Annotated in this window: 17 protein-coding genes; 2 read left to right on the top strand and 15 right to left on the bottom strand. The window is 51.9% G+C overall.

The features are described from left to right. Nucleotides 1–182 precede the first annotated feature (182 nt). The 5 genes from ACLJXE_RS01290 to ACLJXE_RS01270 all read right to left on the bottom strand — a co-directional run bounded on the left by ACLJXE_RS01290 (nucleotide 183) and on the right by ACLJXE_RS01270 (nucleotide 6,300). Nucleotides 183–752: a UbiX family flavin prenyltransferase gene (locus ACLJXE_RS01290; protein ID WP_410749885.1), complete on the bottom strand. Its 570-nt coding sequence runs from the start codon at nucleotides 750–752 to the stop codon at nucleotides 183–185. Continuing rightward, on the bottom strand, nucleotides 749–2,215 hold the full coding sequence (locus ACLJXE_RS01285) for an amino acid permease (RefSeq protein WP_410749884.1): 1,467 nt from the start codon (nucleotides 2,213–2,215) through the stop codon (nucleotides 749–751). Before ACLJXE_RS01285 ends, ACLJXE_RS01290 begins: the two co-directional genes overlap by 4 nt. 66 nt (nucleotides 2,216–2,281) lie before the next feature. Further along, nucleotides 2,282–3,385: an alanine/ornithine racemase family PLP-dependent enzyme gene (locus ACLJXE_RS01280; protein ID WP_410749883.1), complete on the bottom strand. Its 1,104-nt coding sequence runs from the start codon at nucleotides 3,383–3,385 to the stop codon at nucleotides 2,282–2,284. Between the two features lies 1 nt (nucleotide 3,386). Then, nucleotides 3,387–4,808, bottom strand: coding sequence for an APC family permease (locus tag ACLJXE_RS01275; protein ID WP_200005627.1), 1,422 nt, complete (start codon nucleotides 4,806–4,808; stop codon nucleotides 3,387–3,389). 94 nt (nucleotides 4,809–4,902) lie between these two features. Beyond that, the gene (locus tag ACLJXE_RS01270) at nucleotides 4,903–6,300 is read right to left on the bottom strand and encodes a diaminopimelate decarboxylase family protein (RefSeq protein ID WP_410749882.1); all 1,398 of its coding nucleotides are present in this window, start codon (nucleotides 6,298–6,300) and stop codon (nucleotides 4,903–4,905) included. 213 nt (nucleotides 6,301–6,513) lie between these two features. Here ACLJXE_RS01270 and ACLJXE_RS01265 point away from each other — a divergent pair, with 213 nt between their 5' ends. Further along, nucleotides 6,514–7,941, top strand: a complete 1,428-nt coding sequence (locus ACLJXE_RS01265; RefSeq protein WP_410749881.1) for a sigma-54 interaction domain-containing protein — start codon at nucleotides 6,514–6,516, stop codon at nucleotides 7,939–7,941. A 35-nt stretch (nucleotides 7,942–7,976) separates the two neighbouring features. On the opposite strand, the gene purF is transcribed toward ACLJXE_RS01265, so the two are convergent. The 9 genes from purF to pdxB form a co-directional block, all read right to left on the bottom strand. Continuing rightward, the gene (purF, locus tag ACLJXE_RS01260; protein WP_137384176.1) at nucleotides 7,977–9,494 is read right to left on the bottom strand and encodes an amidophosphoribosyltransferase; all 1,518 of its coding nucleotides are present in this window, start codon (nucleotides 9,492–9,494) and stop codon (nucleotides 7,977–7,979) included. Nucleotides 9,495–9,527: 33 nt separating this feature from the next. Continuing rightward, on the bottom strand, nucleotides 9,528–10,016 hold the full coding sequence (gene cvpA / locus ACLJXE_RS01255) for a colicin V production protein (protein ID WP_096756345.1): 489 nt from the start codon (nucleotides 10,014–10,016) through the stop codon (nucleotides 9,528–9,530). A 202-nt stretch (nucleotides 10,017–10,218) separates the two neighbouring features. After that, nucleotides 10,219–10,887: a cell division protein DedD gene (gene dedD, locus ACLJXE_RS01250; protein WP_410749880.1), complete on the bottom strand. Its 669-nt coding sequence runs from the start codon at nucleotides 10,885–10,887 to the stop codon at nucleotides 10,219–10,221. Further along, nucleotides 10,877–12,145, bottom strand: a complete 1,269-nt coding sequence (gene folC, locus ACLJXE_RS01245) for a bifunctional tetrahydrofolate synthase/dihydrofolate synthase (protein WP_410749879.1) — start codon at nucleotides 12,143–12,145, stop codon at nucleotides 10,877–10,879. Before folC ends, dedD begins: the two co-directional genes overlap by 11 nt. A 192-nt stretch (nucleotides 12,146–12,337) precedes the next feature. Further along, the gene (accD, locus tag ACLJXE_RS01240) at nucleotides 12,338–13,252 is read right to left on the bottom strand and encodes an acetyl-CoA carboxylase, carboxyltransferase subunit beta (protein ID WP_286629031.1); all 915 of its coding nucleotides are present in this window, start codon (nucleotides 13,250–13,252) and stop codon (nucleotides 12,338–12,340) included. Nucleotides 13,253–13,401: 149 nt separating this feature from the next. Next, on the bottom strand, nucleotides 13,402–14,061 hold the full coding sequence (locus ACLJXE_RS01235; protein ID WP_410749878.1) for a DedA family protein: 660 nt from the start codon (nucleotides 14,059–14,061) through the stop codon (nucleotides 13,402–13,404). A 24-nt stretch (nucleotides 14,062–14,085) separates the two neighbouring features. Next, entirely contained in the window at nucleotides 14,086–14,898 is an 813-nt protein-coding gene (truA, locus tag ACLJXE_RS01230) for a tRNA pseudouridine(38-40) synthase TruA (RefSeq protein ID WP_271454958.1), read from the bottom strand. Then, complete coding sequence (locus tag ACLJXE_RS01225) at nucleotides 14,898–15,911, bottom strand: aspartate-semialdehyde dehydrogenase (RefSeq protein ID WP_410749877.1); 1,014 nt, start codon at nucleotides 15,909–15,911, stop codon at nucleotides 14,898–14,900. The genes truA and ACLJXE_RS01225 overlap by 1 nt, the downstream gene beginning before the upstream one ends. A 67-nt stretch (nucleotides 15,912–15,978) precedes the next feature. Next, nucleotides 15,979–17,115 carry a 4-phosphoerythronate dehydrogenase PdxB gene (gene pdxB / locus ACLJXE_RS01220; RefSeq protein ID WP_410749876.1) on the bottom strand — a complete coding sequence of 379 codons (1,137 nt, stop codon included), beginning with the start codon at nucleotides 17,113–17,115 and terminating at the stop codon, nucleotides 15,979–15,981. Between the two features lie 108 nt (nucleotides 17,116–17,223). Between pdxB and flk the strand changes: the two genes are divergently transcribed. Continuing rightward, nucleotides 17,224–18,231, top strand: coding sequence for a flagella biosynthesis regulator Flk (flk, locus tag ACLJXE_RS01215; RefSeq protein WP_410750018.1), 1,008 nt, complete (start codon nucleotides 17,224–17,226; stop codon nucleotides 18,229–18,231). Here flk and ACLJXE_RS01210 read toward each other — a convergent pair. After that, nucleotides 18,228–19,406, bottom strand: coding sequence for an MFS transporter (locus tag ACLJXE_RS01210; protein ID WP_410749875.1), 1,179 nt, complete (start codon nucleotides 19,404–19,406; stop codon nucleotides 18,228–18,230). The genes flk and ACLJXE_RS01210 overlap by 4 nt on opposite strands. Nucleotides 19,407–19,524: the final 118 nt, after the last annotated feature.

The raw sequence follows: 19,524 nt of genomic DNA, 5'->3' as shown, positions 1-19,524 counted from the left end.
CGACGTTAAATATGTTAATAAAACGTTGCAATATTGTCCTGATTTTGAAGATAGCAGGTCTGACGGTTGAACCGCAGCGTTTCGTTGCGTTTTAACGAATTAAATGTTGAGGATATGATCGCGGTTACAAAATTGCCCTGAAACAGGGCAATGGATGTTTCTTTGCACGTTGATGGAACGACTTATGCGCCCTGCCAGCGAGTGAACAGATCCTGCGGAAGGGCGATATCAAACTGATCAAGTACGCGATTAACCGTTTGATTAATCACATCATCAAGTGTCTGTGGCCGATGATAGAAGGCGGGAACGGGTGGCATAATCACCGCGCCAATTTCTGCCGCCTGAGTCATAAGACGCAAGTGCCCGAGATGCAGCGGAGTCTCACGTACACACAGTACCAGCGGACGGCGTTCTTTCAGCACCACATCTGCCGCACGGGTAAGCAGTCCGTCTGTGTAGCTGTGAACAATACCTGAAAGCGTTTTAATTGAGCATGGCAGGATGACCATTCCCGCCGTCTGGAAAGAGCCAGATGAAATACTGGCGGCAATATCACGCGTATCGTGTGTCACATTCGCAAGCGCCTGTACGTCACGCACAGAAAGGTCCGTTTCCAGCGCCAGCGTCTGTCGCGCCGCCTGGCTCATCACCAGATGGGTTTCCACGTCAGCAACGTCGCGTAAAACCTGTAACAGCCGCACACCATAAATTGCGCCACTGGCACCGCTAATCCCTACAATGAGTCGTTTCATTTTATCTTTCCATCACTTGATGGGCTAACTGTGCCGTATTTCTTTACCGCAGACAACCTGGAATCATTCTCCTCTTCAGTCCGCAAAGCAGGTTTTAGCGCATACCATGAAATCAGAATACAAACCATAAAGGCCAGTTCTACCAGCATGATCACGCCCCCTTTTTCACTGAACCAGGTTCCCACCATGATGGCAACGTTAGTGACAATAACAAACCTGGCTACCCAGGGAAAAAACGGTGAGCGATAGCGCAGTAAATCAGGGGAATACTTTCCATCATTCACAGCCTTGCGAAACTGATACTGACACCAGCCAATGGTTATCCACGCCAGACAGCCCACCTGCCCGGTACTGGCAATCAACAAAATATAGAATTTCTGTGCAGGAATATATCGAGTCAGCATCGATACCAGCGCCAGGATAACTGTTATCAGAATAGCGTAAACAGGCACACCGCTAGCGTTGGTCCTGGTGAAAACACGAGGGGCGAAACGGTCACCCGACATTGCCCATAGCATACGTGAACTGGCATAGATTGCGGAATTCGCCGCTGAAACGGCAGCAGAGAATATGACAAGCGTCATCAGTACATCTGCGCCAGACATACCAACACGTGAGAACACCCACACGAAGGGGCTGGTTCCATCGGGTATCTTTCCATGTGGATAAACCAGCGCCAGAACGGCAATCGCCAGACCGTAAAACAGAATAATACGCAAACCGATTCCCAGAATCACCTTAGGTAAGACTGTGTGTGGCGACTCCGTTTCGCCTGCCGCATTTCCAACCAGTTCTACGCCCTGGAACGAATAGATGACGATTGTCATGCAGACCAGAATTTGCTCCCATCCGTGGGGAAACCACAAACCAGCACTTTTTAACGTCGGATGCCAGCTCGCGTCTCCTGACAGCGAGAAAATCATGATCCCGCCAGCCGCGATGAAAAGCACTATCGCAAAAACCTTAATCGCAGATAACCAGTATTCGCATTCACCGAAACTTTTCGCAGAACAGAGATTGATCAGCGTTAGCACGACAAGAATGATAAGACAGAAGAAGTGGACGGGAATAACGGGGAAAAATTGATGAGCAATAAAACCCGCGGCAGTCAGATCCGCCGCCAGGGAAAACACCCAACTCAGCCAATATAACCAGCCAATGGTATAGCTCCAGATGGGATTGGGCAGGAACATCAACGCATAATGCTGAAATGAGCCCGAATGCGGAAATGCGCAGGACAGTTCGCCAAGGCACATCATTGTTGCCAACATAATCGCACCAGCGAACAGATAAGACAGTAATGTTCCCGCAGGCCCAACGCTATTCAGCGGTTCGGCAATGCCGATAAACAAACCCGTGCCAATTGTCCCGCCGAGCGACATCATCAACAAATGGCGCTTTTTGAGGTTTCGTCGTAGACCATTTTCAGGTTCGGCGGGGGGTAGCACTTGCAGGGTACTCATGGTCACTCCCTGTCTCAGATAAGGTCAGAGACGCCGCCACAGACGCATCACTGTGGCGGCAGTGGCTTAACGAATAAACCGCGTGGCAACGCCCTTCGTCTGACAGGCCATCAGAAGCCCCGTATAGTCGAGCTCAAAGCGGACGACATCCCCGACTTTCAGCGACTGCTCGCATGCTTCAATATCCACCAGCGTATGGTCACTGGTCTGTCCCAGGATGGTGATATCATCGTCGCAGGGCACGCAGTTATCTGAAGGTACATCCTGACGACCAAACGCCAACAACGCCCGCTTGCGAGTGCCATGATCAACAAAGGTTTTTGTTTGCAGGAAGGCGTCTACACCAAGTTCTCCGACGGGTATTGTCGGCTTGCTGTTCAGCTCAATAATCTCTGCCTCAAGGACATACATATCGGAACAGGCTTTTTCCACCGGCTTTGTAGAGTGATGGAATTCGTTCAAATACTTCATCTCGACATACTCAATACCGAACTCATGCAGCCCCCCGATCCGCAAATGGTTTAACCCCTGAGGCCAAATGCCTTTATCCAGTAAATGGTAGCTGGTGCAATTCCCGGCAGAGAGTCGACGAATTGGCGCACCGCTGTCCTGCTCGACTCGCGCGGCCAGTGCCAGAAAATCTTCACCATTTTTCACCGTCGGCAGGACGGTGCCATAGCAGTTGAAGTTGGTTCCCAGGCCATATAGATCCAGGCAAGGCAATTCCTGAATGAGCCGGATAGTGCTGAGAATGTGTGAATACTCGGTGAACCAGATACCTTCACGTAAATCCCCCATATCAACCATCAGCAAGACCTGATGCGTTTTCCCCTGGCGTTGGGCTTCCTGCGATAATGCCCGCAGGATGACGGGTTCACTGTTCAGACTGATATCGGCATAGCGGATAACATCTTCAATCTCACTCAGGCAAGGACTGCGGAGCAGACAGGTTGTACAGCCGATTTCACGGATTTTTTTCAGGTTATAGGTCCGCGACTCTGCAATCACCTTAATGCCGCCATTAAATACCGCCTGCGCGGTTTCAACACAGCCATCAAAAACTTTATTGACGGCCATGACCTCAATCCCACTGCTGGCTAACAGCGCTTTTTCCGTTCGGGCATTTTCTTCCAGCTTACGTAAGTTGATTTCCAGGATTGGCATATACATTTTATTTTCCTCCTGCCACGCTCAGACGAGCATTACGTTTCTGGGCCCGGTGATAGATACATTCGGCAACGATAACGGCCAGCAACGCGCCACCGACGATCTTGCCGGCGTACTGGAAATATCCTCCCATATCAATTTGTGAAGGCGGGATAAACAGCAGCGCGACAGCAAAAGCGATAGAGATAAATCCAAGCGCTGGCAGCACGGCAGGTAAGACTTTTCCGGGTATCTTGAAGCTTCTGGGCGTATCCGGTTGCGTCTGGCGCAAACGCCAGAATGCCGGGAACATCACCAGATAGGGAATGAAATAGGTGATGGTCGTCAGTGCAGTCAACATCCAGTACGCCGCGGCGACGCTTGGGGAGATAAAGGTTGAGAAACACAGAACCGTGACGATTATTGCCTGTACGATCAGCGCAAAGGCTGGCGTTTTCCAGACCGGATGCAACCGGGCAATTTTATCCCCTAACAGATTATCCTCACGTGAGGCTTCCTGAAGCATGTAGATAGGTCCTACCAGCCAGGAGTTGATCTGACCTAAAGCGCCAAAGAACATACAGATTGCCATTACCGGGATAAGCCAAGGCATATGTAACGTATCCGCCGCGGCATGCATTGCCTGCATCACGCCCGCCACAATATCCGTTTTTCCCGCGGGCAACAGGGTGTTCAGCGCCCAGGTGCCGACCATATATATCCCAACAATAACAGCTGCGGAAACCGCCATCGCGCGAGGGAAATCACGCTGCGGGTTACGCGTACGTCCGGCAATCATCGGTGCGACTTCCAGCCCGGCGAAAGCAAACATCATGCTCGACAGAAAGACGATAGTATCCCAGTGGCTCAGATCGGGAACCCAGTTCGCCGCCGTCGCATAATCGGTTTGCATCTCATGCCCGGTCGCCAACCACACGATAGCCAGGATAATCAAAATTGCTGATGGAATGAATACACCGCACCAGGCGCTGACACTGTTGATAATTTTAGTCCACTCCATGCCGCGAATATTCATTAGCGTCAGCAACCAAAAAATAACCGCCGAACCTATACCAATAAACGCCTTATTCTCCGCCAGCCCCCCGCCAATCATGTAACCCAACGCCGTAAAACCGAACTGAAGCATCAGGGGAAAAAACAACACGCAGGAAAAGAGGAAGCACACTACCACTATCCACGCGATACGTTTCCCAAAAGCTTCTTTAATCCAGACGAATATCCCACCATCTTTCGGCCATCCTGTCGACAGCTCACCGCACACCATCGCCAGCGGAAAGAACAGACAGAATGCAGCTATCACCCACAACAACATTGCTGAAGCACCGTAGGGCGCGACATTGGGTATTTGCCGCAAACTCAGAATGGCAATGACATTCATAAAGACAATATCTTTGATGCCAAGTAAGCCAGAACTATTGTTACTCATGGCCATCTCCTGTTATGCACTCAGGGGCATCACTGCCCTCTTCGAATCACCTGACTCACAGACTCCAGCCGATGCCGGAGTCCACAAATGAGATTTAATAAATGTCGTACTTGACCATATCTTCGTAACTGTCTTCCCGACGGATTAAGCGGTCTTTACCCTCTTTGTCTATCATCACAACAGCAGAGCGTGGGCGGTTGTTATAGACTGTCTGGCTTTCGATGGTGTAAGCGCCCGCATCCAGAAACGCTACGATATCGCCGATTTGCGTGTTCTGCGGCATCAGGAACTCTTCCCCCTTCACGCCCATATGGAAGTAATCGCCGCCATCACACAGCGGTCCGGCGAGTTTGATCCACGCATCGTGAGAATCTGTTATTCTGGAGACGTTGTAGACGTAGAAGAACCAGTCAAAATGCTGGCTGTCTGAAAGCACGCTGTATCCGGCATCAACAAATTTCCATTCAACATGGCATTCCACATTGCCGTTCAGGTCGTAGTTCGTTTTACGTTTTTCACAGGCAACTTCGGTTAACAGGACAGCGGCCGAGCCGGTAACTTTACGCCCAGGCTCTATGCAGATTTCCACATCCGTACGCCACTTATGGACTTCACGAATAACCGCATCAGCAAAGTCCTGCGCCGTAATCCCGGCATACATGTTGTCTTTAAGCGGATCGCCATTCTCTTCGTCATATTTGTAGGGCACGGGAATACCGCCGCCTACGTTGATGAGATCAAATTTAATGCCCAGAACCTCTTCCAGACGGCGGGATTCATCCACCAGCACTTTGGTCGCTTTGGCAAAAGGTTCAGATTCCGGCACCTGATCGCCCACATGCATATGCAATCCGCGCAGATGGACATAAGGCATTTCCAGGATTCGCCGACAGGTCTCTTCCGCTTGCTCCAGATCCAACCCCGATTTCGCGTGAAATGCCGTCACCAGTTCAGCATGCGTCGCTGAAGGAACGTTTGGCTCCACGCGAACGCAAACATTGGCGACTTTCTTCAATTTGCGGGAGATCGCGTCGATATGATCCAATTCATACAAGCTGTCGACGTTGATCAGGTACAAATCGTTCGCAATGGCATATTCCAGATCAGCAGGTTTTTTCACTACACCGTTGAAAACGATCTGATCGCCTCGGAAACCTATTTCCAGACATTTACGCACTTCATACTGCGAATTTGCCTCTGCACAAATTCCTGCGTCGCGAATGGCCTGAAGAACGCCCATTACTGAACAGGTTTTAGAGGCAAAAAAGGTTTTAGTGTTTTTGTGGGCAGCGAACGCCTGCTGGATTTCGTTGATATTACGAACGATCTCTGACTCAGAGAACACATAGAACGGTGTTGGATACTTGCGTGCTAACGCATCCAGATCCACGCCATCAAAACACAAGTGACCCTCTTTTTGCTGGAAACGGCGATCGTTCTTCATCACCTGCTCACGTAACTGGTTGTAGTTTTGAATAATCAAATCAGTCATAACACCCTCTGCTTATTTTCATCGTAAGAAGCCACATTCTTTTAATGGATATAAAGCAACAGGCATGCCATCTTTTTATTAATTAAAAATCAACGCGTTATGGTTTTTCGTGAATTATATTTTTTGTCATTTAGCGTGTTATTCATCACAATGACGAAAATTCGTCACTTCTATAATGATGCCGTGAAAAACAGGAAAAGAAGGAATCCGCCTATGGCTTCAACCAACGGAGAACTGGCTGCGGCACTTAAAATGTTCTCCCGCTTCTTCGACCTCATCCACCAACCCCTGGCGGTGATTAACGAGCGTGGCGAGTACGTTTACTACAACCAGGAAAGCGCAGATCTGGATGGCTACAGCATTGAACAGGCGTTAGGCAAGCATATGCTGGACGTCTATCCGAGTATGAAAGAGACGCAAAGCACCATGCTTTCATCATTGAAGAAGGGCGTAGAGTATATCGGTCATTACCAGATTTACTACAACGCACGCGGTCAGGCGGTGGATTATCAACATACCACCGCCCCACTCTATTCAAACGATGGCAGCATGATAGGCGTGATTGAAATTGGCAGGAATATGTCTGGTGTCAGGCGGCTGCAGGAGCAGGTTGTTGAACTGAACCATCTGCTTTATGCCGATCGCCATGAAAAACACCATGCCATCATTACTGAAAATGCGGAAATGCTGCACAACATTGCGAAAGCAAAACGTCTGGCAGCCAGCAATATTCCCGTGACTATCGTTGGAGAAACAGGAACCGGTAAAGAGCTTTTTTCTCGTCTCATCCATCAATGCAGTAAACGCGTGGATAAACCTTTCATTGCCCTGAACTGTGGCGCACTCCCACCGACACTCATCGAAAGTACACTTTTTGGTACTGTCCGCGGCGCATACACGGGAGCGGAAAATAGTCAGGGATATCTGGAACTGGCCAACGGCGGTACGCTTTTCCTTGATGAATTGAACGCGATGCCTATTGAAATGCAAAGTAAGCTGCTGCGTTTTCTCCAGGATAAAACGTTCTGGCGGCTGGGCGGTCAACAACAGATCCATTCAGATGTACGTATCGTTGCGGCAATGAATGAACCGCCCGCGCGATTGATCCAAACCGGTAAACTACGCGCAGACCTGTTTTACCGGCTGAATGTGGGCATGCTAACCCTTCCCCCTTTACGCAAACGCCCGGAAGATATTGCGCTGCTGGCTAATTATTTCATCGATAAATACCGTAATGATGTGCCGCAAGATATTCATGGTCTGAGCGAAGCGGCACGTATTGCCTTACTTCATCATACCTGGCCTGGCAATGTCAGGATGCTGGAAAATGCCATCGTGCGCAGCATGATTATGCAAGAGAACGACGGGATGCTGAAAAAGATTGTCTTTGAAGAGGAGGAGTTAAACTTAGGCGTTGCAGATATCCCAACCGTTGTCAGCCGACCCATACGCTCTGAGCCAGAGGGGGATAGCTCCCTTGACATACAGGTGGCCAGATTCGAAAAAAGCCTGATTGAAACGGCACTAAATACTTGTCAGGGAAATATTGCCGCTGCGGCACGCAGTCTCAATGTTTCCCGAACGACGCTGCAATACAAAGTACAGAAATACGCTATTCGCTTCGGCGTGGTTAATGACTGATGAAAGCCAGCGACATTATGCCGCTGGCGATATCGTTAACCTTCGTTGTGCATCTCAAGATTTTCCGCTTCGTTCTGGCGCAATACCGCTTTGGCATCGTCATTACGCAAAGAGTCCAGGAAATCGAGATACTGCTGGTCAACATCTTTAGTGACATAGACGCCATTAAACACGGAGCATTCAAACTGCTGAATATCCGGGTTCTCAGCACGCACAGCGTCGATCAGATCATTCAGATCCTGGAAGATGAGCCCATCCGCGCCAATGATTTGACGGATCTCGTCTACTTCACGACCATGAGCAATCAGCTCCGTCGCCGTAGGCATATCGATACCATAAACGTTCGGGAAGCGAATCTCCGGTGCGGCAGAGGCCAGATACACCTTCTTCGCTCCGGCCTCACGCGCCATCTCGATAATCTGTTCTGAGGTGGTCCCGCGCACAATGGAGTCGTCTACCAGCAGCACGTTCTTATCACGGAATTCCGCACGGTTGGCGTTCAGCTTACGGCGCACGGATTTACGGCGCAGTTGCTGACCCGGCATGATAAAGGTACGCCCCACGTAGCGGTTTTTCACAAACCCCTGACGATATGGCTTACCGAGGATACGGGCAATTTCCAGCGCAATATCACAAGAGGTTTCCGGAATGGGGATCACCACGTCAATATCCAGATCTTCCCACTCACGGGCAATTTTTTCGCCAAGCTTTGTTCCCATATTCACACGGGCGCTATAGACGGAAATCTTGTCGATGAAGGAGTCAGGACGCGCGAAGTAAACATATTCAAACAGGCATGGGTTACTGACCGGATTATCGGCACACTGGCGGGTAAACAACTGGCCTTTTTCGGTAATATACACCGCCTCACCAGGAGCAACATCACGCAGGAATTCAAAGCCCAGCGTATCCAGCGCCACGCTCTCGGAAGCCACCATATATTCGGTACGACCATCGCCGATATCGCGTTTGCCCAGCACCAGCGGGCGGATACCATTAGGATCGCGGAAGGCCACCATACCGTGGCCGATAATCATCGCCACGCAGGCATAGGCGCCGCGGATCTGGCGGTTAGTTGCGGCAATCGCAGCAAAAATATTATCGGCTTCCAGCGGGTAGTGGCGGAAATTATCCAGCTCGCTGGCGAAAATATTCAGCAGAATTTCAGAATCTGAAGTGGTATTGATGTGACGGCGCTTTTCTTCGAACAGCTTTTTACGCAGCTCATGCGCGTTGGTCAGGTTGCCGTTGTGGGCAAGCGTGATGCCATACGGTGAGTTGACATAAAAAGGTTGAGCTTCGGAGGCGCTGGAGCTGCCAGCCGTTGGGTAACGCACATGACCGATGCCCATATTGCCCTGCAAACGCTGCATATGGCGCGCTTCAAAAATATCGCTCACCATTCCGTTTGCTTTACGCAAACGGAAGCAGTTATTGGCATCAATGGTGATGATGCCTGCGGCATCCTGACCACGGTGCTGAAGCACCGTTAACGCGTCATAAATCGACTGGTTTACCGGCATAACACCGGCGATACCGACAATACCGCACATACGTCTTTTCCTCGTTCAGCAACGACCCAAAGTTTATACTTTGGGCAAGAAACTTGACGAGCTTTGCAGATAGTCAAAGAACCATCTGATGATGAAACTGAACTGTGGGATCAGCTGCGACTTACTCCAGTCTTCACTTTTCGACACACCGGTAAATGTATCGAGAAAGAACAGTATGGCGGCGACGATCAACGCCCCTCTCAGAGCACCGAAGCAGATCCCCAACACCCTGTCAGTCCCCGACAGGCCTGTTTTCTCCACCAGCTGACCTATCACAAAGTTAACGATAGCGCCGACGATAAGTGTCGCGATAAACAGTATCGCGATAGCAATCCCATTCCGAACCAGTTCGTCTTCAAAGCCCGTAAACCAGACAGACAGGTAAGTGTAGTAATGGCTGGCGACAAAGAAAGCACAACCCCAAGTCACCAACGATAATGCTTCACGTACAAAGCCACGGATCAGGCTAACCAGACAGGAAAAACCAATCACCGCGATAATGGCGTAATCAATCCAGACCATAAGTGTCCCACGATTTTACGCCCTGTCGTCCTGTTCGGGGCGCATTCTAACAGAAAAAGAAAACGTTTGCGTAGGGATTTCCTTTCCACGCGTAAATAAAAATGGCGCTGAAAAAATCTTCAACGCCATACGGTTTTATGCCTCTTCGGGCACTGCCGGAGAGCGGTGTTAATACCTTATCCGGCCTACATGAGACAGCCCCTTAATTAGGGGTATACCCCATAACAACTCCACTCAGGCCGGAGATTTTCTGCAGTTCTCCCAGCGAGTTTTTCAGCTTATCTCTGGACGCATCAGGCCCGACAAGAATTCGGGTTATTTTACCCTGTACTGGCGTTGACGGGGAAGTATATACCCGGAAACCCGCACCACGTAACTTACCGACGATCTCATTGACCTTATCCGCATTTTTCAACGCGCCAAGCTGCACAACGTAGGCTTTCCCGGTTGGTGCCGGGGCGTCGTCGACGACCGGTTTCGGTGCAGGGGCAGGAACGGGCGTCGGCGCCGGAGCAGCAGCAACAGTTTGCGGCTTCGGTTTAGGTTTTGGTGGCTCCACAGGTGCAGGGATAGGATCTAACTCCGCGTTGTTTGCTGCCGTCAGACGCGACGGATCCAATGACGGTGCAGCCGCATCACCGGCACGTACCTCTTCTGCGGCACCTTCCGGCGGTTGCGTCGGCAGTGCCTGCGTCGCCGCAGGCATCATGTCCGGTTCATCGCGATCGCCGGGTTTTGGTACCAGCGGGATCGCCGCAAACTCATCCTGATAATGTTTTTTCTGCCCGTCGAGCAACCCGGGAAGCACAATCACCCCAAGCGCGACCAGCACAATAGTGCCAACTAATCGATTCTGAAACTTACTCGCCACCGCTTCTCCCCACGTCTATTACTTCCATGACATGTGCGACAGTGTGAAACGATCCACACACCAACACGGTATCTTCTGGTTTTGCCGCGGCCAGGGCCGCAAGCCATGCCTGAGCCACGCTGTCATAGGCTTCGCCATTACCCAGGTGCTCCAGCAGTTGTTCTGCCGTTGCGCCACGCGGGCCTTCCAGAGGCGCACAATACCAATCGTCAACCACGCTTTTCAACCAGGCTAACGTACCGGCAATGTCTTTATCATGTAGCATACCGATAACCGCAAGTACGCGCCCGCTTTTCACTAACTTTTTCAGACGTTCAGTCAAATATTCCGCTGCATGCGGATTATGAGCAACATCAAAAATCACTCGCGGTGACTTGCTCACAATCTGAAAACGCCCCGGTAAAATAGCCTGCTCGATACCTTCACGAATCGCCTGCTCGCTGACGTTAAGTCCGCTGGCTCTCAGTGCTGCCAGTGCGGTCGCGGCGTTAGGTTGCGGGACCTGCGGTAACGGCAGTTGTGTCAGCGTACCGTGGCTATCTGTGAATGACCAGTCGTTCTCTGTAACCGAATAGCGCCAGTCCACACCACGGCGCTGCAGTATCGCCCCTGTCTCTTGCGCCACATCTGCGATGGTATAGGGCATTTCCGGTTCACCGACGATAGCCGGTTTCTCTGCTCGGAAGATCCCCGCCTTCTCACGGCCAATGCTTTCGCGATCGGGCCCCAGCCAGTCAGTATGGTCAAGCGCAATGCTGGTGACTACCGCGACATCAGCATCGACGATATTGGTTGCGTCAAGACGGCCGCCTAACCCCACTTCCAGAATCACCACATCAAGCTGCGCCTGTTTAAACAGCCACAATGCTGACAGCGTGCCGTATTCAAAGTAGGTCAGGGAAATATCACCGCGCGCAGCTTCAATCTCAGCAAATGAGGCGGTATGCGCAGACTCCGGTAACTCGCCCCCCTGCACGCGAACACGTTCCGTGTAGCGCACCAGGTGGGGAGAACTGTACACACCGACTTTATATCCGGCCGCGGTGAGTACGGACTCCAGCGTTCGGCAAGTCGTGCCTTTGCCGTTGGTTCCCGCAACGGTAAAAACAAACGGCGCCGGTTTTAATACGCCCAGTTTCTGTGCCACCAGACTCACGCGTTCAAGACCTAAATCGATGGTTTTACTGTGCAGGTTTTCCAGATAAGAAAGCCACGAGGCCAGGGGCGACGTGGCTTGGGGAATACGTTTATTGTCCATGATGCCTGTAGATTCGTTACGTTGAGAAAAGCAAAAAGGCAGCGCCAAACGGCCTGCCCTTTTGTACTCGTCATCTTTCAAGTTGCAGGAGTGTTGGCGCTACTTGCTCACCCGAATCAATTACCAGCGTAAGCTCATCGGGATGAATTGTCTTGCCACCTGCCTGTAACCCGAAATCCATAGAGTAAACTATCAGACCTCTGATTCCTGATCAGGTGCCGGAGATACCACCTCACCCTCACGTGGTTCATCCGGATTCGGCGCGGGCAGATTCATCAGCTTCGCCAGAACACTTGCCAGTTTCAGACGCATTTCCGGGCGGCGTACGATCATATCGATAGCGCCTTTTTCAATCAGGAATTCACTACGCTGGAATCCCGGCGGCAGTTTTTCACGTACGGTTTGCTCGATAACGCGCGGGCCGGCAAAGCCGATCAGTGCTTTCGGCTCAGCAATGTTGAGATCGCCCAGCATCGCGAAGCTTGCTGAAACACCGCCCATGGTAGGATCAGTCAGTACGGAAATGTACGGTAAACCGCGTTCCTGCATTTTCGCCAGCGCTGCAGAAGTTTTTGCCATCTGCATCAGTGACATCAGCGCTTCCTGCATACGCGCTCCGCCAGAAGCGGAGAAACAGATCAGCGGGCAGTTGTCTTCCAGCGCCTGTTCAACCGCACGGACGAAACGCGCGCCGACGACAGAGCCCATGGAGCCGCCCATAAAAGCGAACTCGAATGCAGCTGCAACGACCGGCATGCCGTGAAGCGTACCCTTCATTACCACCAGCGCGTCTTTCTCACCGGTTTCTTTTTGCGCAGAAGCCAGTCTGTCTTTGTATTTTTTGGAATCACGAAACTTCAGCACATCTTTCGGCTCAAGCTCGCTACCCAGTTCCACAAGAGAACCTTCATCTAACAGGCTATGCAGGCGATTACGCGCCGACATGCGCATGTGATGGTCACATTTCGGACAGACCTCAAGATTACGTTCCAGCTCAGCACGGTATAAAACCTGACCGCAGCTATCGCACTTGGTCCACACCCCTTCAGGAATGCTTGCCTTGCGGGTGGGAGTAATGTTGCTTTTAATTCGTTCAATCCAGCTCATTGGTGACCTTTCTGCCTGAACCCTAGTCAGCTTTGTTATAAGGGGCGCATAATGCCATTTTTGCCCCTAACAGACCATGAATGTTGCACATTAAAACATAACAGCCCGAAACTTTGGATAAAAAAGTGGTCGAACCGCTGAGTTACTTTCTATTTTGCAGCACGTGACGCAGCACGCTTGTGACGAATAACTTCAATCACGCCAGGCAATACCGAGAGGACGATAATCGCCACAATCAGTAATTTCAGGTTTTCCTGAACAATCGGCAGATCGCCAAACAAGTAGCCTGCATAGGTGAACAGTAATACCCACAACAGCGCGCCCACCACGTTATACATCGCAAAATGACGGTAGGACATGTGCCCCATACCGGCAACAAACGGTGCAAATGTACGCACAATAGGAACAAAACGCGCCAGAATAATCGTTTTACCACCATGACGTTCATAGAACGCATGGGTTTTATCCAGATAACTGCGGCGGAAAATTTTGGAATTTGGGTTGCTGAACAGCTTCTCGCCAAACAACCGCCCGATGGTGTAGTTCACCGCATCGCCCACAATAGCCGCCACTATCATTAACGCCACCATCAGATGGACATTAAGATCGTTGGTTGGCAGTGCAGAAAGTGCACCGGCGACAAACAGCAATGAATCTCCCGGCAGGAACGGCGTAACCACCAGTCCCGTTTCGCAGAACAGAATCAAAAACAGAATAGCGTATACCCAAACACCGTATTCCGCGACCAGTTCCGCCAGGTGCACATCAATGTGCAGAATAAAATCGATAAGAAAGTAAATCAGGTCCATAGTTTTGCCTTTATACGACTCAAATTAGTCCGCCAGAAATAGCGGGCCCATCGGCGGTTTTGGCAGGTCGAACCGATCCGGGTAATCTACCGCAACCAGATACAATCCTTCCGCTTTCGCCGTTGCCGCTGCCAGCGTTCTGTCCTTCGCCGCTAACAGTTCTGCTATCCAGCTCTCCGGCTGGTTGTGGGCGCCTACTTCCATCAGGCTGCCGACAATATTCCTGACCATATGATGTACAAAGGCATTCGCTTTAATATCCACCACCACATAAGTGCCGAAACGCGTAACGTTTATATGCATCACGTTACGCCACGGTGTGCGCGACTGACACTGCACTGCCCGAAACGAGGTAAAATCATTCTCGCCAATCAGGCACTGAGCCGCACGATGCATACGCTCAGCATCCAGCGGCTCGTAGTAATGCGTCACGCCTTTTCCCAAAACGGCGGGACGCAACCGATGATTGTAGATGATGTAGCGATAACGGCGAGCCGTCGCGCTAAATCGGGCATGAAAATCATCCGGTACCGCTTTCACCCAGCGCACGGCAATGTCACCAGGTAAATTCGCATTTACCCCCAGCGTCCACGCCGCATCTTTACGTTGCGCGGTGGTTTCAAAATGCACCACCTGTCCCGTACCATGAACACCCGCATCCGTGCGGCCCGCACAAAATACGGTAATGCGTTCATTAGCAACCTGAGAGAGCGCTTTTTCCAGTTTCTCCTGAACGCTGCGCACTTCGTTCTGGCGCTGCCAGCCATAATACTTGCTGCCGTCATACTCAATGCCCAGCGCAATTTTATGCGTTGACGGCTGTTGCAGGTCAGACATTAGTACAGGTACTCCTGCACCAGTTTTTCCGCGACTTTTACTGCCATCAATGCGCCGCCAAAGCGCACGTTATCCGCCACGGACCAGAACTGAACCTGTTCCGGCATACCGTAGTCGTTATGTACGCAACCAATTGACAGGTGCGGTGTACCAGATGCATCGCCAACCTGAGTTGGGAAATCGGTCTCTTCTGACAGAACAATATCTTCACCACGAGAAAAGGCATCACGCGCCTCTTCTGCAGCCAGCGGGCGCAGCGCTTCAAAATTCACCATCTGCGCATGACCGTAGAACACCGGTGACTGCACGATGCTGGCTGAAATCAACAGACCATCATCTTGCATAATTTTACGGACTTCATCGACGATACGACGTTCTTCGCGCACGCTGCCTTCGCGATCGGGCAACAGCGGCAGCATATTGAACGCCAGTTGGCGGCCAAAGAAGTCATCCTCGTCAATTGGGATCCCGTTGAGCAATTTCGCACTCTGTCCGGCCAACGCGTCTACCGCTTTTTTACCGTGGGCAGAAGCCGAGATAATGTTGGTTACCGTAATCCGTGAAAGACCACCGTCATCGATCAGCGGTTTCAGCGCAGAAAGCAGTTGACTGGTCAGGCTGTTTGGCACCGCAATAACGTTGCGATTGCGGTAATCCGCCAGTACAAATGGGTTAACGTCCGGGATGACCAGCGGAACGTCAGGCTCAAGCGCAAACAAACCGCTGCTGTCAATCACCAGACAACCGGCATTGGTTGCTTCCTCCACCCATGCAGCGGTGGCTTCAACTCCCGCGACAAAAAATGCCAGCTGTGCCTGGGTCCAGTCAAAGTCAGCAACATCCTGAACAATGACCGATTTACCGTTAAAACGCAGGTGTTCACCAGCACTTTCATTACGTGCCAGCGCATAGATTTCACCGACCGGGAACTGGCGTTCAGCCAGCGTATCGAGCAGGGCTTCGCCTACGGCGCCCGTTGCGCCCAGAATGGCAATATTCCAGCCTTCAGACATGGTGATTTACTCCAGAAATACATAAGCGTCCCTGTCGTATTATTCGACAGGGAGCATTAAGAAGACATTAATGTGCCGGATGATGAACGGCGTTAAAACCCAGCTTACACAACAGGGCTGCGGCAGCAGCGTCGTCACACATTACGTATAAAGACGACCATTCGCGACGTTCAAGATAATTCTTGCGCAGTTTATCAAATTCACCCGGGATTCCAGCAACTTTGCGCAGTGGCGCATCATCGCGGCGCACATCATACACTAAATGAACCAGCCTTTTCAGTGTTGGCTGATCTAACGGACCATGCAAGGTAATACGCCCAAAATCCGGTGCGGGTAACAACGTGTTTAATGCAACGTGCTGCTCACGGCCAATAAATTTGCTATAGGCCTCAAAGACCTGCGTTGTCCCACGCGCTTTCCCTTCCAGGGTATAGCCGGCAATGTGTGCCGTACCAATGTCCGCTTTCTCCAGCAGCGCCACATTCAGATCCGGCTCACCTTCCCAGACATCCAGCACGACACTCAGCAACTGCCCGGCGTTGAGTCGATTCAGTAAGGCGGAATTATCCACGACCGGTCCGCGGCAGGCATTAATCAGAATGGTTCCGGGCTTCAGGCGGCTAATCAGCGCCTCATCGGCCAGATGCAGTGTTTTGTACGGCCCTTCTTTGAACAGCGGCGTATGGAAGGTCAACACATCTGCTTGCTCAACCAGTTCTTCCAGTGCGCGGAAATCGCCCTCGTCGCCCCGATCGGCACGTGGTGGATCGCACAGCAAGGTGCGGACCCCTAATGCTTCCAGCCGCGCCTGTAAACGCCCCCCCACATTACCTACACCGACAATACCGACCGTACGGTCACGTAACGTAAAACCGTCACGCTCAGCCAGCATCAGCAGCGCAGAGAAGACATATTCCACTACCGCAATCGCATTGCAGCCGGGAGCAGCAGAAAAACCAATCCCTGACTGCGCAAGCCAGGCATCATCCACATGATCAGTACCTGCCGTTGCCGTACCGACAAACTTTACCGGTTTTCCACTGAGTAGCGATGCGTTTACTTTCGTCACCGATCGCACCATTAAGGCATCCGCATCATCCAGTTCTGTGACGGGAATCGGGCGACCGGGAACCGCTTTGACCTCCCCCACACGACTGAACAGTTCGCGGGCATAGGGCATATTTTCATCAACGAGAATTTTCACGTCTTTCTCACCTGTTTGAGAACGAGAGTTAACCGGGCAAGTGTGCCATAATCTCGCCGCCAGGCATACTGCGAGACCTGGCTCGCTCAGATTTAAGGAACAGAGATGATGCAGCCCATTTCAGGTACGCCCGCACGCCCTCCCGGCGAAGGCCAAAACCCGCCTTCCGGTGCAGGCGAGCAGCCACTGTCCACGCAGCAGCGTACCGTACTGGAACGACTGATTACCCGTTTGATTTCGCTTACCCAACAGCAAAGCGCCGAGGTGTGGGCTGGAATGAAGCACGATCTGGGCGTTAAAAACGATACGCCGCTGCAGTCACGGCACTTCCCTGCAGCAGAACAAAACCTGAATCAGCGTCTGGGGGTTGCTCAGCAGAATCATGCTAACCGTCAGGTTCTGTCACAGCTCACTGAATTACTGAGTCAGGGAAATAATCGCCAGGCGGTGAGTGATTTTATCCGTCAACAGTACGGGCAGACAGCACTCAGCCAGCTCAAACCGGAACAGCTGAAGAATGTGCTCACCCTGTTGCAACAAGGGCAGCTTTCAATTCCGCAGCCGCAGCAGCGGCCAGCAACCGATCGCCCTTTATTACCCGCCGAGCACAATACCCTGAATCAGTTGGTCACTAAACTGGCTGCCGCCACGGGAGAGTCCGGGAAAATGATCTGGCAGTCCATGCTGGAACTGTCTGGTGTAAAAAGCGGTGAGCTGATCCCGGCAAAACAGTTCACCCATCTGGTGACATGGCTGCAGGCGCGCCAGACCCTCAGTCTGCAAAATGCGCCAACGCTGCAAACGCTGCAGGCGGCACTAAAACAGCCGCTGGAGCCAAATGAGCTAACAGCCATAAAAGAGTATGCGCAGCAAACATACCAGATCCAGCCGCAAACGATCCTGACAGCGGTACAAGTGCAGGACTTGCTGAATCAGATCTTCCTGCGCCGCGTGGAACGTGACCGGGAGCAGGAATTAAACGATCCGCGTCATCTTCAACCCATTTTCAGCCCGTTCGCGCCGGTGATTGAAACGGTAAAAACACTGTCGGCGCGACCGGGGCTGATGTTTGTCGCCTTGCTGATCGCATTAGCCCTGTTCTGGTTGCTTGCTTAACCTTTTCGCAGAGTCAGCAGCGTCACGAAAATGCCCACTACAGCGGAAATCGCCCCGGCAAGGAATACCGAGGAGTAACCGTATGCAGTGGCCAGAACCCCGGCGACAGGACCGCTTATGCCGTAGGAGATATCCTGAAACGCGGCGTAACCGCCGAGAGCTGTACCACGAACCTGGGCAGGCACTCGCTTCACGACCTCGACGCCCAGCGCCGGGAAGATCAGCGAACACCCGGCCCCGGTCAAAGCAGCGCCCAGTAGCGCAACCCAGGCAGATGGAGCCTGCCACAATAGAATCAGACCCGCGGTTTCAACCAGCAAAGAGACAACCGCGACGTTCACCCCGCCAAACCTGTCTGGCATCCAGCCAAACAGAATACGCATCAGCACAAACGCGCTACCAAACGCAGTCAGGGTAAACCCTGCCATCGTCCAGCCATTGCTGACAAAGTAGAGCGAAATAAAGGTACCGATTACCGCAAAACCAACGCCCTGCAGCGCCAGACCCAGACCCGGTTTCCAGATAAGCCCCACCACGCTCCATAAGGAAGGTCGCTCTCCTGCATGAGCAGGGACTTTACGGACGGTACCGTTGAACGCCCATGCCAGCAGCGGTAATACCATCGTGGTTCCTGCCAACACCGCGAAGCCATAATGGCTGTGGATCAGCAGCCCCAGCGGTGCGCCGGCCGCCAGTGCGCCGTAAATCGCCATTCCGTTCCACGACATCACCTTACCGGAGCGTGTTGGCCCGACCAGCCCAAGCCCCCAGGTCAGTGTTCCGGTCAGTAACTGGCTTTCACCAAAACCGAGAATTAAACGTCCGACAATCAACAACGCAAACTTCACGGGAACGGAGACGGGCAAAAGCGCCGCTAGCAACCACGCCGCACCCGCCAGTGCACAGGCAAACATCCCCTGCAGCGCCGAGCGCTTGGCGCCATACTGATCGGCTAACCTACCGGCATAACCACGTGTTAATACCGTTGCCAGAAACTGGATGCCCACGGCGATACCAACCATGGTATTGCCATAGCCCAGCTCCTGGTGCACAAACAGAGGAATGACGGGCAAAGGTAAACCGACCGTCATATAGGTCAGGAAAACCGCAAAAGCGATACGAAACAGCGAAAAATTCGCTGAAGGTGTTTTTTCTTGTTGGGTTACAGCTGTCATGCGTTACTCCAAAATGCAGAGTAAGGCGAGGAATGTCCACGCCCCCTCTACCTGACTATCAGGATTAAGGTGCGTTGGATAACGTTAAACGCTTACGCATTATCAAGAGGATAATGTT

It is taken from the genome of Citrobacter sp. U14242, assembly GCF_046555775.1.
Classification (GTDB): Bacteria; Pseudomonadota; Gammaproteobacteria; order Enterobacterales; family Enterobacteriaceae; genus Citrobacter.
The sequence above is the reverse complement of the archived record's forward strand: the minus strand, read 5'-3'. Positions and strand labels throughout refer to the sequence as shown.